Below are 13,437 nucleotides of genomic sequence, written 5' to 3' on the forward strand. Positions count from 1 at the left end.
TACCCTTCGAAGGAGACGTCGGGCCGTGCGCACCGGGTGTCGGTGGCACGCCTTATCGTTGAAGGGATGCTCTCACCGTCCTTCCCGCAACGCGCCCCTTGGGGTACCGCGAGCAAGCTGAGAGCGTGGCAGCAGGAGGCGCTTGAGCAGTACTTCCGCGACGACAAGCGCGACTTCCTCGTCGCGGCGACTCCGGGCGCCGGCAAGACGACCTTCGCCCTGACGCTCGCCGTCGAGCTGCTGCGCCAGGGCGAGGTCAACCGGATCATCGTCGTCGCTCCCACCGAGCACCTGAAGACGCAGTGGGCGGATGCTGCAGCCCGCGTGCACATCCGCCTCGATCCGCACTTCAAGAACAGTCACTGGGCTCCCGCACGGCACTACCACGGCGCAGTGGTCACCTACGCGCAGGTCGCCGCGAAGTCGTCCGTGCACCGCCACCTCACCGAAGACGCGCAGACGCTGGTGATCCTCGACGAGGTCCATCACGGGGGCGACGCGCTGAGCTGGGGCGATGCGATCCGCGACGCCTACGGCCCCGCCAAGCGACGGCTCCTGCTCAGCGGGACCCCGTTCCGCAGCGACACCGCGCCGATCCCGTTCGTCGAGTACCTGCCCGACGAGTCGGGGGCCCGCATCTCGAGCACCGACTACGCCTACGGCTACGGTCGTGCTCTCGCCGACGGCGTCGTGCGGCCTGTGCTCTTCCACATCTACGCGGGCAGGATGCGCTGGCGCACGAGCGCCGGCGACGAGCTCGAGGCGCATCTCGGCCAGGACAACACCAAGGATGTGAACGCTCAGGCATGGCGCACCGCGCTCGATCCCGAGGGGTCGTGGATGCCGGCCGTGCTCTCTGCTGCGGATCGTCGGCTCACCGAGATCCGCCACCACATCCCCGATGCGGGCGGACTCGTCCTCGCCACCGATCAGAGCGTCGCCAGGGCGTACGCGAAGATCCTGCAGGGCATCACCGGGCGAATGCCAACGGTCGTGCTCTCCGACGACGCCTCCGCTTCCGAGCGGATCGAGAAGTTCAGCGCCGGCGACGAGCGCTGGATGGTCGCAGTGCGCATGGTGTCGGAGGGCGTCGACGTGCCGCGTCTGGCCGTGGGGGTCTACGCGACCTCGTCGTCCACGCCCCTCTTCTTCGCACAGGCCATCGGTCGTTTCGTGCGCGCACGGCGCCGCGGCGAGGCCGCCAGCGTCTTCCTCCCGAACGTGCCGGTGCTCATGGGGCTCGCGAACGAGCTCGAGAAGCAGCGCGACCACGCGCTCGATCCTCCGGACAAGGACGCCGACGGACTCGACGACTCGCTGCTGGAGAGCGCGAACCGCGAGGATGACGCCTCCGACGCGCTCACCCAGGAGTTCAGCTATCAGGCGATCTCCTCGGTGGCGCACTTCGACCGGGTGGTCTTCGACGGCAAGGAGTTCGGCCAGCTCGCCGAGCCTGGAACCCCCGAAGAGGAGGAGTTCATCGGCTTCCCCGGCCTGCTCGAGCCCGAACACGTCCACGAACTGCTCATGCAGCGTGCGGCTCGGCAGTCGCGACTGCGCACCGAGCGGGAGTCGAAGGCCGCCCCCGCCGAGACCACGACGCTTCCGGCACCGCTGCACCGCACCCTCAAGGAGCAGCGACAGCTGCTCAACAGCCTCGTGGGCCTCTACGCACGCCAGACGGGGCAGCCGCACGGATCCGTGCATGCCGAGCTGCGGCGCGTGTGCGGCGGCCCGGCTGTCGCGCAGGCGACCGTCGCCCAACTGCAGTCGCGCATCGAGGTGCTGCGCAAGCGCGTGCGCTCCTGAGCGCCCTTCGTCTCGTCGCTGCGCTCCTCGCTCAGGAACCGCGAAGCGAGACGAAGGACGTCTGGCTCAGAAACCGCAGCGCGGGTTCGGAATCCCGAAATCCTGTCAATCCCGCCGCCGCCGGGGATTCGCGTCGGCGGCGTCGATACCGTTGAAGGGTTGACCGAGTTCAGGAGACCCGCATGACAGCCCCCGTCGCCGTTGCGCCCACCGCCGCCGATCGACGCCGCTGGGCCCGCTACCTCGTGGAGGAGCGCGCCGAGGGCATGGTCTACCAGCGGCTCGCCGCCCGCAAGGACGGCGAGGAGCGCGAGATCCTGCAGAGTCTGGCGGATGCCGAGCGGCGGCACGAGCAGCACTGGCTCGATCTCCTCGGCGCGGAGCCCGCGCGCCTGCCCCATGCCGGCCTGCGCTCGCGCCTGCTCAGCTGGATGGCGGGCCGGTTCGGCTCGATCTTCGTGCTCGCGCTCGCCCAGAACGCCGAAGCCCGCTCGCCCTATGACACCGAGAAGTGGGCCACCCCCGCCATGCGCGCCGACGAGAAGGTGCACCACGAGGTCGTCCGCGGGCTGGCGGCGCGAGGGCGCCGGCGACTGTCCGGGTCGTTCCGCGCCGCGGTGTTCGGCGCGAACGACGGGCTGGTGAGCAACCTCGCGCTCGTGCTCGGCATCGGCGCGACCGGGGTGAGCGGGGGATTCGTGCTCTTCAGCGGCATCGCGGGTCTGCTCGCCGGCGCGCTGTCGATGGGCGCAGGAGAGTTCGTCTCGGTCCGCTCCCAGCGCGAGCTGCTGGCGGCGACCGAGGCGAACGATGACGCCGCGGCATCCGCCGCCGACCTCGACATCGACGAGAACGAGCTCGCCCTCGTCTACCGGGCCAGGGGGATCGACCACGAGGAGGCGCTGCGGCGGGCGCGGCGCATCGTGGCGGCAGCGCGGGCCGGCGTGCAGCACACGGCCACCGGTCCCGTGCGCACGCATGCGGGGGATGAGCACGAGATCGTCGGCAGCGACTGGACGGCGGCGATCTCGAGCTTCCTGCTCTTCGCCTCCGGCGCGGTCGTCCCCGTACTGCCATGGATCTTCGGCCTGCAGGGCACGACCGCCATCATTGTCGCTCTTGTGCTCGTGGGCGTCGCGCTGCTGTCGACGGGCGCGATGGTCGGCATCCTCTCCGGCGGGCCGCCGCTGCGCCGGGCCCTTCGCCAGTTGGCGATCGGATTCGGCGCAGCGGCGGTCACGTATCTGCTCGGTCTGCTCTTCGGCGTCGGCGCCGTTTAGGAGCGCCCGCCCGACGACGAGCCCTGGCCGTCCTGACCGAAGCCGCCCCCGCCACCGGGCTGGCCGCCGCCCTGACCGCCCTGACCACCGGGCTGGCCGCCGCCCATTCCGCCTGCGCCGCCCTCGCCCGCGGTCACCGTCGTCGCGGTGCCGTCCACGACCACGTCGTAGCTCGACCCGCTCGTGATGCCTTCGCCGGAGTACACGACCGTCGCGAAGTCCTTCTGCGCCGTGTACTCCGCGAGCACCGTCCCGTTCGAGACGATCTGCACGGTGTCTCCCTCGGAGCCGGAGACCGAGGCGAAGACCCAGCCCTGAGCGGAGTCCGCCGACGGGGCGACGGCCATACCCGCGCTGCCCGCGGCCAACAGGGTGCCGCCGGACACGTCGAAGGTGCCGTTCACATCGATCGCCCCGTTTCCGTCGCCCGTCGGGCCCCAGATGGTGAGGGTCCCGCCCGTCATCGTCGCCGAGCCGTTCGAGTCGAAGCCGTCCCCGTCGGCGTCGAGCGTGATCTCGCCGCCGGTGATGGTGATCGTCGAGCCGTCGGCCTGCATCGCGCCGGTGCCGGACGAGGCGTTCATCCCGTCATCCGATGCGCGGATGTAGACGACGCCGCCTCCGATTTCGATCTGGGCGCTCTCCAGTCCCTCGTACGACGTCGAGATCGTGACCTCTCCGCCGTCGATGAACAGTGCGGCTTCCGCGTGCACGCCGTCGTCGCCGGAGCCGGCCGTGAGGGTGCCGGAGTTGATGTGCACGGCGCCGTCCGAGTGCACGGCGTCGTCCGCGGCATCCGCCGTCACCGTCCCGCCCTCGATCACGAGGTACATGCCGCTCTTGATGCCCTTGGCCGACACGTCCTCGGAGACCGTCGCCGAAGAGCCCCCGCCGGCGGTCACGGTGATCTCGCCTCCGGTGATGACGACATCGGTGACAGCTGAGATGCCGTCGCCGTCGCTCGTGATGTCGACGGTTCCGCCCGAGATCCATACGTATCCCTGCGTCTCATCCTCGTCCTGATCGCTCGTCAGGCCGTCGCCGCCCGCCTCCACGGTCACGGTTCCGCCCTCGATGGTGAGCGAGTCCTTGCCGCGCAGGCCGTCGTCGGCAGCCGTCACCGAGATGTCGCCGCCGAGGATCTTCAGATCGTCCTTGCTCGTGATCGCGTCGTTGCCGTTCCCTTCAACGATCAGCGCTCCGTCTCCGCTGATCGTGAGGTCAGCGGCGCTGTACAGCGCCGCGTTGACCTCTGCGTCCTCGGCGTACGAGCCGCCGTCGGAGAGCGTGTTCGTACTGCCTTCTGCGAGGACGAGGACGACGTCATCCGCTCCGGTGATCGCAAGCGCCGAACCCTCGGAGTTCTTGATCGTCGCATCGTCGAGCGTGATCGCCACGACGGCGTCCTCAGGGGCGGCGACGACGAGCGCGCCGTCGAGGGATCCGGTGACGGTGTAGGAGCCGCCCGCGGTGATGGTGACCGTGCTGCCGTCGACGCTCACGCCTTCGCCCTCGACAGTGGCGGAGTCTCCGGTGAGGGTGATGGTCGTGGAGGTCGTCGAGGCGACCTCGTCGACGGTGACGGTCGTCGCATCGTCATTATCGGCGATCACCTGTTCAGCGGTCAGCGATGCCTCGACGCTCACGACGTCGGATGCCGTCTGGGCGCCGCTGGTGGCGGCGCCGGTGGCGCTGGTGGCGGCGCACCCGGCCAGCATGACGCCGGCGAGGGCGAAGGGTGCGGCGGCGAGCATGATCCGGTTCCGGTTACGCATGATGGTCTCTCTCTCGGTCAGGCGGCGATCGCTGTGTGGTGGAAGCTGCGGCGCAGGACGCGCGCCCACTTGTTCCGTGGTAGATCGGGGCGCAGAGCCGCGAGCCCCGTGCCGTACTTGCTGATGGTCGAAGGACGGATGCCGTGCCGCCAGAGCAGCCGGTCGAGATCTCCCGTGCGCTGCCCGGACTTGGTCTCGATGATGACGAGATCCGACAGGGTCATGGTCGTCCCGTCGGCGAGCTCCCAGGAGAGGCCGGTATCGATCGTGGCGCGCCCGCCGCCGTCAGGGGCGAGCAGTGTCGTGCGGCGATAGCGGGTCGCGAGCGTCGGGCGCAGCTCCAGTTCGTCGGGGGCGGGGATGCCGAGCGCTGAGAGACCTTCGGCGGCGTACTCACGACCCTCGTCGGTGAGCTCCTCCCGGTCGTCGAAGCCGTACTCGATGCGCTCCTTGACCGTGGCGCTGCGCGCTCCGCGCGTCTTCAGCTCGAGGAACGCGTCCTCCGTGTCGACATAGCTGCGGGTGCGGAGCTTGAAGCGCCTGCGCCGTCCCAGCGCCGCCATCCGGAAGCTCAGCAGATCGGGGGTGTCGAAGTAGTACGACTCGTAGGAGAAGGCGCGCCTGTCATCCATCGTGAGCACTCTGGTCGTCTCCGGCAGCTCGGCGAGCACCTCGAGGGCATCCGCGACCGTCATCGCGTACTTCCGGTCGACGCGGGTGAGCAGCGCGGCCTGGTCCAGGAGTTCGTCGAGCGAGATCGGCTCGAGCCGGGCGATCATCGCAGCGCTCGCTGCGAGACGGCGCCCACCCGGGCGGGCGCAGCGTGATAGCGCACGTCGACGAGGGTCGTGTCGTTGACGAGGTCGAGCTGCAGGATCGTCAGGTTCTTCACCCGTCCGCCCAGCAGGCGCTCGAGATGGTCGGTGAGCTCGCCCTCATCGCCGATCGCACGGTCGACGGTCATGGTGAGATGTCGGGAGCCGGCGAGCAGGCGGGGATGATCGGCGACGAACATGGCGACGATGATCACGGCCATGAGCCCGAGCGCGACCGGGGAGACGTCTGCGGCGAGGCCCGCGATCAGACCCAGGGCGAGAGAAGCGAAGTAGTAGGCCACCTCGCGCTGCGAGATCTCGGACGAGCGGAGGCGGATGATCGAGAGCACTCCGAACAGCCCCAGCCCGAGTCCGAGAGCGACCGACGACCCTGCGAGCGTGACGGAGACGGCGAGCACACCCACGTTCACGCCGACGAAGGCGACAAGGAGGTCACGGCGGCGGTGGCGGCTGAAGTAGATGCCGAAGGCGAGGATGACGATCGCGACGAGGTCGGCGGTGATCATGACGAGCGATGACACGAGGAGGCTCCTTTTATCGGGTGGAGGTTCCCGTACAGTCAGCCGCGTCAACCTATGCGAGTTCTATGCGATCCCGATGACGCGATTCTGAATCACGGGCGCCCCAGCAACCTCAGAGGAGCGGCCTCGCGTCCGCACAGGAGACGGATATGCCGTCGATAGCCGCACTCCCTATCCATGGATCATGGACACCGCTCACGACGCCCCCAGGAAGCCGCGACGGCGGCGACGCATCATCATCGCCTCGACTCTCGCGGTCGCCCTCTCGCTGGGCGGCGGCGCGGCCTGGGCGATGGACCGGTACCTCATCCAGCACGTCAGCATCAGCGACGTCTCGGAGTACGAGGCCGAGAACTCCGAGACCGCCGGCGCGATCACCGAGACCACGAACGCGACGGTCACGGACACGACCTACAGCTCGGACCAGGCCGACATCACGATCTCCACGGTCACCACGGGCAGCGGCGACGACACCGTCACGTATTACGTGGCCGACGTGACGCTCACGGACGCCACGGCGCTGCGATCCGCCTTCGCCGGCGACGCCTTCGGCACCAACATCACCGAGACCACGAGCGAGATCGCCGAGGACAACAACGCGATCTTCGCGATCAACGGCGACTATTACGGATTCCGCGACACCGGGATCGTGATCCGCAACGGCGTCGTCTACCGCGACGAGGGCGCCCGTGAGGGACTCGTGTTCTACACCGATGGAACGGTCGAGGTGTACGACGAGACGTCGACGACGGCCGATGAGCTGCTCGCGGACGGCGCCTGGAACACGCTGTCGTTCGGGCCGGCCATCGTCGTGGACGGACAGATCGTCGACGGGATCGAGGACGTCGAGATCGACACCAATTTCGGCAACCACTCCATCCAGGGCGACCAGCCCCGGACCCTCGTCGGAGTGATCGACGACAACCACCTCGTGTTCGTCGTCATCGACGGGCGCGACACCGGCTACAGCAAGGGTGCGACCTTGACCGAGGCCGCGGAGATCATGATCTCGCTCGGCGCGACCACCGCGTACAACCTCGACGGCGGGGGCTCATCGACCATGTACTTCAATGGCGAGGTCATCAACCAGCCGTCCAACGGCGGCGAGCGCGGCACCAGCGACATCCTCTACATCGCCGGGAGCTCAGCATGATCGTCCTGATCCCGGCGTACGAGCCGGACGAGCGCATGCTGGAACTCGTCGACGCCCTCGACGAGGACGGATGCCGGATGCTGGTGGTCGATGACGGCAGCGGCGACGACTACCAACCGCTGTTCGACGACGTGTGCTCGCGCGGGATCCCGGTGCTTCATCAGTGCTCGAACACCGGCAAGGCCGGGGCTCTGCGGAGGGGACTGACCTACATCGCGGGACGGTGGCCGGGGGAGGACGTCGTGACGGCGGACAGCGACGGGCAGCACCGTCCCCACGATATCGAGGCGGTCGCGGCCGTCACCGCGCAGGGCGATGCGCTGGTGCTGGGCGGGAGGGCGTTCACCGGAGAGGTGCCGTTGCGCAGCAGGGTCGGCAACGCCTTCTCGAGGATGCTGTTCCGCGCGTCCACCGGTCAGCGCGTGCACGACACCCAGACCGGTCTTCGCGGCATCCCGTCCTCCCGCATCCCCGATGTGCTCTCGGTCGGCGGAGAGAGGTTCGCCTGGGAGATGAACGTCCTGATGGATTTCAGCCGGCGCCGCATCCCGATCAAGGAGATCCCGATCGAGACGGTCTACCTCGACGGGAACGCGTCATCGCACTTCCGCCCGCTGCGGGACTCCCTCGCCGTGCTGCGGCCGATGCTGCGCTACCTGCTCGTGTCGCTGGGATCGTTCGTGCTCGATGTCGTCGCGCTGCAGCTGCTGTACGTCGCCAGCGGGCAGCTCCTGCTCTCGGCCATCGGCGCGCGGGTGCTCAGCGGGGTCGTCAACTTCGCCCTCAACCGCTCGTTCGTCTTCCGGGCCGCGGCGGCCGGCGACGTGCGCACGCAGCTGATGCGATACGGACTCATCGCCGTGGCGATGCTCGCCGCCGGGTATGCGGGACTGGCGCTGCTCACCGAGTGGGGCGTCCCCTTGGTCATCGCGAAGGTCGTCGCCGACGGCGCCGTGTACGTGTGCGGATTCCTGCTGCAGCGCGGATACGTGTTCGCGCGGCGTCGGGATGCGCCGGAGGAACTGCCCGCCGCGGTTCCCGCCCTCAGATGATCACGCACGTGCAGAAAGAGCTCCGGTCGCCATGACCGGAGCTCTTCGTCCTGTGCGCGGAGGGGGACTTGAACCCCCACGCCCTATCGGGCACTAGCACCTCAAGCTAGCGCGTCTACCATTCCGCCACCCGCGCAGGTGTTGGATGTTCGTTGCCGAACGAAGATTCACATTAGCACGGGCAGAGGGGGTCTTCGAAACCGAGGGCGTCGCCCGGGCGCGCCCGCGGTGTTCGATAGCCTGATGCCATGAGTGCCGAGCCGCTACCCGAGGTCGTCCGCATCGCGGGCGATCTGATCCGCATCGATACGTCGAACTACGGCGGCGGCAATGCGAAGGGGGAGCGCGAAGCCGCCGAGTACGTCGGGCGCTATCTGGAGGAGCTCGGACTCGAGGTCGAGTACTACGAGCCGATCGAACGGCGCACGAACGTGATGGCGCGCGTCGCGGGGCGCAACCGCAGCAAGCCGGCGCTCGTCGTGCACGGACACCTCGACGTCGTCCCGGCCGTCGCCGAGGACTGGACGGTCGATCCCTTCGCGGGCCTCGTACAGGACGGGATGCTGTGGGGGCGCGGCGCCGTCGACATGAAGAACATGAACGCGATGATCCTCACGGCCGTCGCCGACATCTTCCGGGCGGGGGAGCAGCCGGAGCGCGACCTCATCCTGACATTCTTCGCCGACGAGGAGAACGGCGGCGTCGAGGGCTCGGCGCTCGTCGTGAAGAACCGGCCGGAGTGGTTCGCGGGAGCGACCGAGGCGATCAGCGAGGTCGGCGGATACTCGATCACCGTCGACGACCGCCGCGCCTACCTGCTGCAGGTCGGCGAGAAGGCGATGATCTGGATCCGCCTCGTGGCGAAGGGACGCGCCGGCCACGGGAGCCGCCTGCACGACGACAACGCCGTCACCAGGCTCGCCGAGGCGGTCGCGGCGATCGGACGCACCCGGTGGCCCCTGCGGCTGACCGACACCACCAGGGCGCTCCTGGAGGGCCTGAGCACGCTGACCGGGCGGTCCGTCGACGACCCTGACGCGCTCGCCCGCGCCGCGGGGCCCGCCGAGGCCTTCCTGCGCTCGACCTTCCGCACGACGACCAACCCGACGGTGCTCAGCGCCGGCTACAAGCACAACGTGATCCCCGAGCGTGCTGAGGCGCTCATCGACGTCCGCGTGCTCCCCGGCACGGAGGACGACGTGCTCGCCGAGCTGCAGCGCATCGTCGGCGACGACGTGGCTATCGAGATCGTCGTCAAGGACATCGGCATGGAGACCGCCTTCGAGGGCGAGCTCGTCGAGGCGATGGTCGCGAGCATCGGCGCGCACGATCCCGGAGTGCCGGTGATCCCGTATCTGCTCGGCGCCGGCACCGACAACAAGGCCCTCGCCTCCCTCGGCATCACCGGCTACGGGTTCGCCCCGCTGCGTCTGCCCGCCGATCTCGACTTCACGGGCATGTTCCACGGGGTCGACGAGCGTGTGCCCGTAGACTCGCTTGTCTTCGGACAGCGGGTACTGGCCGATCTCCTCCGCTCATACTGAAAGACATCCATGCACCTGCTCGAAGCACTCCTCCTCGGCATCGTCCAGGGTCTCACCGAGTTCCTCCCCATCTCCTCCAGTGCGCACCTGCGCATCGTCGGCGGGTTCCTGCCCTCCGGGGAGGACCCGGGGGCCGCGTTCACCGCGATCACCCAGATCGGCACGGAGGCGGCCGTGGTGGTGTTCTTCTGGCGCGACATCGTGCGCATCGTCTCGCACTGGTTCCGGTCGCTGGCGGGGAAGGTGCCGCGCGACGACCCCGACGCGCGCATGGGCTGGCTCATCATCATCGGCAGCATCCCGATCGTCGTGCTCGGCCTGCTCTTCCAGGATCAGATCGAGAGCGTGCTGCGTTCGCTGTGGGTCGTGGCGAGCATGCTCATCGTCTTCGGCATCCTCCTCGGCATCGCCGACCATGTCGGCGCCAAGCGGCGCGCGCTGGGAGATCTGACCTACCCGCACGGCATCGCATACGGATTCGCCCAGGCCCTCGCGCTGATCCCCGGGGTCTCCCGTTCCGGTGGCACGATCACCATGGGGCTGTTCCTCGGCTACGAGCGCGCCGCCGCGGCCCGCTACGCCTTCCTGCTGGCGATCCCCGCGGTGTTCGGCAGCGGCTTCTATCAACTCTTCAAGAGCTGGGACGAGCCGAACCAGCACTTCGCGTTCGGCGAGACGCTCGCAGCGACCGGCATCGCCTTCGTCGTCGCGCTCGGCGTCATCGCGTTCTTCATGAACTGGATCTCCAAGCGCAGCTTCCTGCCCTTCGTGATCTACCGGGTGCTCCTGGGCGCCACGCTGCTGGTGCTCCTCGGCACCGGCGTGCTCAGCGCTTGAGGTCGCCCGGCCCGTCGCCCCGGCGACGCAGGTAGCGTTCGAAGGCCTGCGCGATCGCGTCGCCGGACGCCTCCGGCGAGTCCCAGGTGTCTCGGGTGCGCTCGAGCTGGCGGATGTACTCGGCCATGTCCTCGTCTTCGGCGGCCGCCGCATCGATCGAAGCCTCCCAGGTGGTGGCCTCCGTGCGCAGCTGGTCGCGCGGCACATCAACGCCGGTCAGCTCCTCGAGCCGATCCAGCAGGGCGAGGGTGACCTTCGGAGACGGCGTGGCGGTCGCGACGTAGTGCGGAACGCTCGCCCACAGGCTCGCGGTCGGGATGCCGGCGTTCTCGGCGTAGTGGTCGAAGACGCTGAGGATCCCCACGGAGCCCTCGTAGGTCGACCTCTCGAGTCCATAGGCCTCGCGCGCCGCCGGATCCTCGCTGGAGGCGAAGATCGAGATCGGCCGGGTGTGCGGCACATCGGAGAGCATCGCCCCGAGGGTGATGAGGCCGGTGACGTCGTCGCGGAGGGCGACGTCGATGAACTCCGAGGCGAACGCCTGCCAGGCCCTGGCAGGTTCCGAGCCGGTGAGCAGCCAGAGCTCAGGACCCTCGCCGGGGGAGCGCGGGCGCCAGAGCCCGGCCTCGGGCCAGGTGAGCCCGCGGCGCCCTTCGGCGTCGAGCCTCGTCGAGGGCCGCGTGTACTGGTAGTCGAAGTAGAGCTCCGGATCGACCGAATGCACCAGGTCGTACTCGGTCATCGCCCGCAGCGTCGCGATCGCGCCGCTGGCCGCCTCACCCGCGTCGTTCCAGCCGTCGAAAGCGGCGATGATGATGCGAGATCCGAGAACATCCACCCGGGACTCCCTTCGTGGCGATGGTCGAGTGCTCCTCTCAGGCTAGCCCCGCCCGCCGGATGAGGGCGGCACCACGGCTAACATGGTGCGGTGAGCAGACAGCCTGGCGCGGTCCTCTGGGACATGGATGGAACACTCGTCGACACCGAACCGTACTGGATGGACGCCGAGACCCGGCTCGTCGAATCCTTCGGGGGGAGCTGGAGCCACGAGGACGCGCTGCAGCTCGTCGGCAACGGTCTCGAGGACAGCGCGAAGATCCTCCAGGACGCGGGGGTCGAGCTGGACGCGGTGGCGATCATCGACCGGTTGACCGACACCGTCCAGGAGCTCCTGCGCACCGATGGGGTTCCCTTCCGCCCCGGCGCGCGCGAGCTTCTGCAGGACCTCCGCGTCGCCGGCATCCGTACTGGACTGGTCACCATGTCGTTGCGGCGCATGGCGCTGGGAGTCGTCGATCTCCTCGGATTCGAGGCGTTCGACGTCGTCGTCGCCGGCGACGACGTCGACAAGCCCAAGCCCCACCCTGAGCCGTACCTGCAGGCGGCGGCCCTCCTCGGGATCGACACCGCGGAGGCCGTCGTCATCGAGGACTCCCCGACCGGTCTTGGTGCCGGAATCGCCTCCGGAGCGGTTGTGCTCGGCGTGCCGCACATCGTCCCCCTCGACGGCCGCGGCGCGCACGAGCTGTGGCCAACGCTCAGCGGGCGCAGCGCGGCCGACCTCGTCGATCTCTTCGCCCGTCACACATCCCTGACAGGAGCCACCCGATGACCGATTCCGTCGCACGCCGCCCCAGCGGTCCGTTCCGCGAGGGTGACCGGGTGCAACTGACTGGTCCAAAGGGCCGCCTGCACACCGTCACGCTGCGTGACGACGGCGAACTGCACACGCATCACGGGGTGCTGCGCCACCGCGACCTCATCGGCCTCCCAGACGGCTCGGTCGTGCAGAACAGTTCGGGCCACGACTATCTGGCGTTGCGTCCGCTGCTGCGCGACTTCGCGATGTCGATGCCCCGAGGCGCCGCGATCATCTACCCGAAGGACGCCGCCCAGATCGTCATGCAGGCGGACGTCTTCCCCGGGGCCGTGGTCGTCGAAGCGGGCGTCGGATCCGGCGCCCTCTCGCTGGCCCTGCTCCGCGCGATCGGATCGGAAGGCTCGCTGGTCTCCTTCGAACGCCGTGAGGACTTCGCCGATGTGGCCCGCGGGAACATCGAGACCTTCTTCGGAAACACCCCGCCCACCTGGGACGTCGTCGTCGGCGATCTCGCGGAGCAGCTGCCGTCGCGGTTCGCCGCCGGTACCGTCGACCGGGTCGTGCTCGACATGCTCGCCCCCTGGGAATGCATGGATGCCGTCGCCGACGCGCTCACTCCGGGCGGCGTCGTGCTCTGCTACATCGCCACCGCGACCCAGCTCTCCCGCGTCGCGGAGTACATCCGCGCCACCGGGCTGTTCACGGACCCCGATGCGTCGGAGACCATGGTGCGCGGCTGGCATGTCGAGGGCCTCGCGGTGCGCCCCGATCATCGGATGGTCGCGCACACGGGATTCCTGCTGACGGCGCGCCGACTCGCACCGGGATCGGTCGCTCCGTCGGTCAAGCGCCGCGCGTCGAAGAGCAGCTACAGCGATGAGGATGTCGAGCTGTGGACGCCGGGCGCGGTCGGGGACAGGGAGATCACGGACAAGAACCTCCGCAAGCGCGCCAGGGAGGCTGCGAAGGCCGCCGAGGGCGCACGCCTCGCCGCCGCGGCGCGCGATTCCGCCGCAACGACGCAATAGAA

12 protein-coding genes and 1 tRNA gene are annotated in these 13,437 nt (G+C 69.0%); 8 read left to right on the forward strand and 5 right to left on the reverse strand.

The window, feature by feature from the left end; genetic code table 11:
* The first annotated feature begins 66 nt into the window (after positions 1-66).
* Positions 67-1,809, forward strand: a complete 1,743-nt coding sequence (locus QM568_RS03770) for a DEAD/DEAH box helicase (RefSeq protein WP_415135967.1) — start codon at positions 67-69, stop codon at positions 1,807-1,809.
* A gap of 182 nt (positions 1,810-1,991) precedes the next feature.
* Positions 1,992-3,089, forward strand: coding sequence for a VIT1/CCC1 transporter family protein (locus tag QM568_RS03775; RefSeq protein ID WP_415135969.1), 1,098 nt, complete (start codon positions 1,992-1,994; stop codon positions 3,087-3,089).
* On the opposite strand, the gene QM568_RS03780 is transcribed toward QM568_RS03775, so the two are convergent.
* Genes QM568_RS03780 through QM568_RS03790 form a run of 3 tightly spaced genes read right to left on the reverse strand, consistent with a single transcriptional unit; the run spans position 3,086 to position 6,221 of the window.
* Positions 3,086-4,864 (reverse strand): carbohydrate-binding domain-containing protein, encoded by a 1,779-nt coding sequence (locus tag QM568_RS03780; protein WP_415135971.1) that lies wholly within the window; start codon positions 4,862-4,864, stop codon positions 3,086-3,088. The two genes, QM568_RS03775 and QM568_RS03780, sit on opposite strands and share 4 nt — an antisense overlap.
* 17 nt (positions 4,865-4,881) lie before the next feature.
* Positions 4,882-5,643, reverse strand: coding sequence for a polyphosphate polymerase domain-containing protein (locus QM568_RS03785; protein ID WP_415135973.1), 762 nt, complete (start codon positions 5,641-5,643; stop codon positions 4,882-4,884).
* Positions 5,640-6,221: a DUF4956 domain-containing protein gene (locus QM568_RS03790; RefSeq protein WP_415135975.1), complete on the reverse strand. Its 582-nt coding sequence runs from the start codon at positions 6,219-6,221 to the stop codon at positions 5,640-5,642. Before QM568_RS03790 ends, QM568_RS03785 begins: the two co-directional genes overlap by 4 nt.
* Before the next feature lie 184 nt (positions 6,222-6,405).
* Here QM568_RS03790 and QM568_RS03795 point away from each other — a divergent pair, with 184 nt between their 5' ends.
* Both QM568_RS03795 and QM568_RS03800 read left to right on the forward strand, forming a co-directional pair.
* Positions 6,406-7,374: a phosphodiester glycosidase family protein gene (locus QM568_RS03795; RefSeq protein ID WP_415135977.1), complete on the forward strand. Its 969-nt coding sequence runs from the start codon at positions 6,406-6,408 to the stop codon at positions 7,372-7,374.
* Positions 7,371-8,426, forward strand: a complete 1,056-nt coding sequence (locus QM568_RS03800) for a GtrA family protein (RefSeq protein ID WP_415135979.1) — start codon at positions 7,371-7,373, stop codon at positions 8,424-8,426. The genes QM568_RS03795 and QM568_RS03800 overlap by 4 nt, the downstream gene beginning before the upstream one ends.
* A gap of 53 nt (positions 8,427-8,479) precedes the next feature.
* On the opposite strand, the gene QM568_RS03805 is transcribed toward QM568_RS03800, so the two are convergent.
* A tRNA-Leu gene (locus QM568_RS03805) sits at positions 8,480-8,562 on the reverse strand.
* A 112-nt stretch (positions 8,563-8,674) separates the two neighbouring features.
* Between QM568_RS03805 and QM568_RS03810 the strand changes: the two genes are divergently transcribed.
* Positions 8,675-9,970, forward strand: coding sequence for a M20/M25/M40 family metallo-hydrolase (locus QM568_RS03810; protein WP_415135981.1), 1,296 nt, complete (start codon positions 8,675-8,677; stop codon positions 9,968-9,970).
* 9 nt (positions 9,971-9,979) lie between these two features.
* Complete coding sequence (locus QM568_RS03815) at positions 9,980-10,807, forward strand: undecaprenyl-diphosphate phosphatase (RefSeq protein ID WP_415135983.1); 828 nt, start codon at positions 9,980-9,982, stop codon at positions 10,805-10,807.
* On the opposite strand, the gene QM568_RS03820 is transcribed toward QM568_RS03815, so the two are convergent.
* Positions 10,797-11,645, reverse strand: coding sequence for a PAC2 family protein (locus QM568_RS03820; RefSeq protein WP_415135985.1), 849 nt, complete (start codon positions 11,643-11,645; stop codon positions 10,797-10,799). The genes QM568_RS03815 and QM568_RS03820 overlap by 11 nt on opposite strands.
* Before the next feature lie 90 nt (positions 11,646-11,735).
* On the opposite strand from QM568_RS03820, the gene QM568_RS03825 reads away from it, so the two are divergent.
* The gene (locus tag QM568_RS03825; RefSeq protein ID WP_415135987.1) at positions 11,736-12,419 is read left to right on the forward strand and encodes an HAD family hydrolase; all 684 of its coding nucleotides are present in this window, start codon (positions 11,736-11,738) and stop codon (positions 12,417-12,419) included.
* Positions 12,416-13,435: a tRNA (adenine-N1)-methyltransferase gene (locus QM568_RS03830; RefSeq protein WP_415135989.1), complete on the forward strand. Its 1,020-nt coding sequence runs from the start codon at positions 12,416-12,418 to the stop codon at positions 13,433-13,435. Before QM568_RS03825 ends, QM568_RS03830 begins: the two co-directional genes overlap by 4 nt.
* Positions 13,436-13,437: the final 2 nt, after the last annotated feature.

The sequence above is a fragment of the Microbacterium sp. genome, assembly GCF_047607465.1.
Taxonomy (GTDB): Bacteria; Actinomycetota; Actinomycetes; order Actinomycetales; family Microbacteriaceae; genus Microbacterium.

Bases quoted from the DNA above. Each gene is read 5' to 3' on its own strand.
- QM568_RS03795 (WP_415135977.1), top strand. From the start codon at position 6,406: ATGGACACCGCTCACGACGCCCCCAGGAAGCCGCGACGGCGGCGACGC.
- QM568_RS03775 (WP_415135969.1), top strand. From the start codon at position 1,992: ATGACAGCCCCCGTCGCCGTTGCGCCCACCGCCGCCGATCGACGCCGC.
- QM568_RS03770 (WP_415135967.1), top strand. From the start codon at position 67: ATGCTCTCACCGTCCTTCCCGCAACGCGCCCCTTGGGGTACCGCGAGC.
- QM568_RS03830 (WP_415135989.1), top strand. From the start codon at position 12,416: ATGACCGATTCCGTCGCACGCCGCCCCAGCGGTCCGTTCCGCGAGGGT.
- QM568_RS03810 (WP_415135981.1), top strand. From the start codon at position 8,675: ATGAGTGCCGAGCCGCTACCCGAGGTCGTCCGCATCGCGGGCGATCTG.
- QM568_RS03815 (WP_415135983.1), top strand. From the start codon at position 9,980: ATGCACCTGCTCGAAGCACTCCTCCTCGGCATCGTCCAGGGTCTCACC.
- QM568_RS03800 (WP_415135979.1), top strand. From the start codon at position 7,371: ATGATCGTCCTGATCCCGGCGTACGAGCCGGACGAGCGCATGCTGGAA.
- QM568_RS03785 (WP_415135973.1), bottom strand. From the start codon at position 5,643: ATGATCGCCCGGCTCGAGCCGATCTCGCTCGACGAACTCCTGGACCAG.
- QM568_RS03780 (WP_415135971.1), bottom strand. From the start codon at position 4,864: ATGCGTAACCGGAACCGGATCATGCTCGCCGCCGCACCCTTCGCCCTC.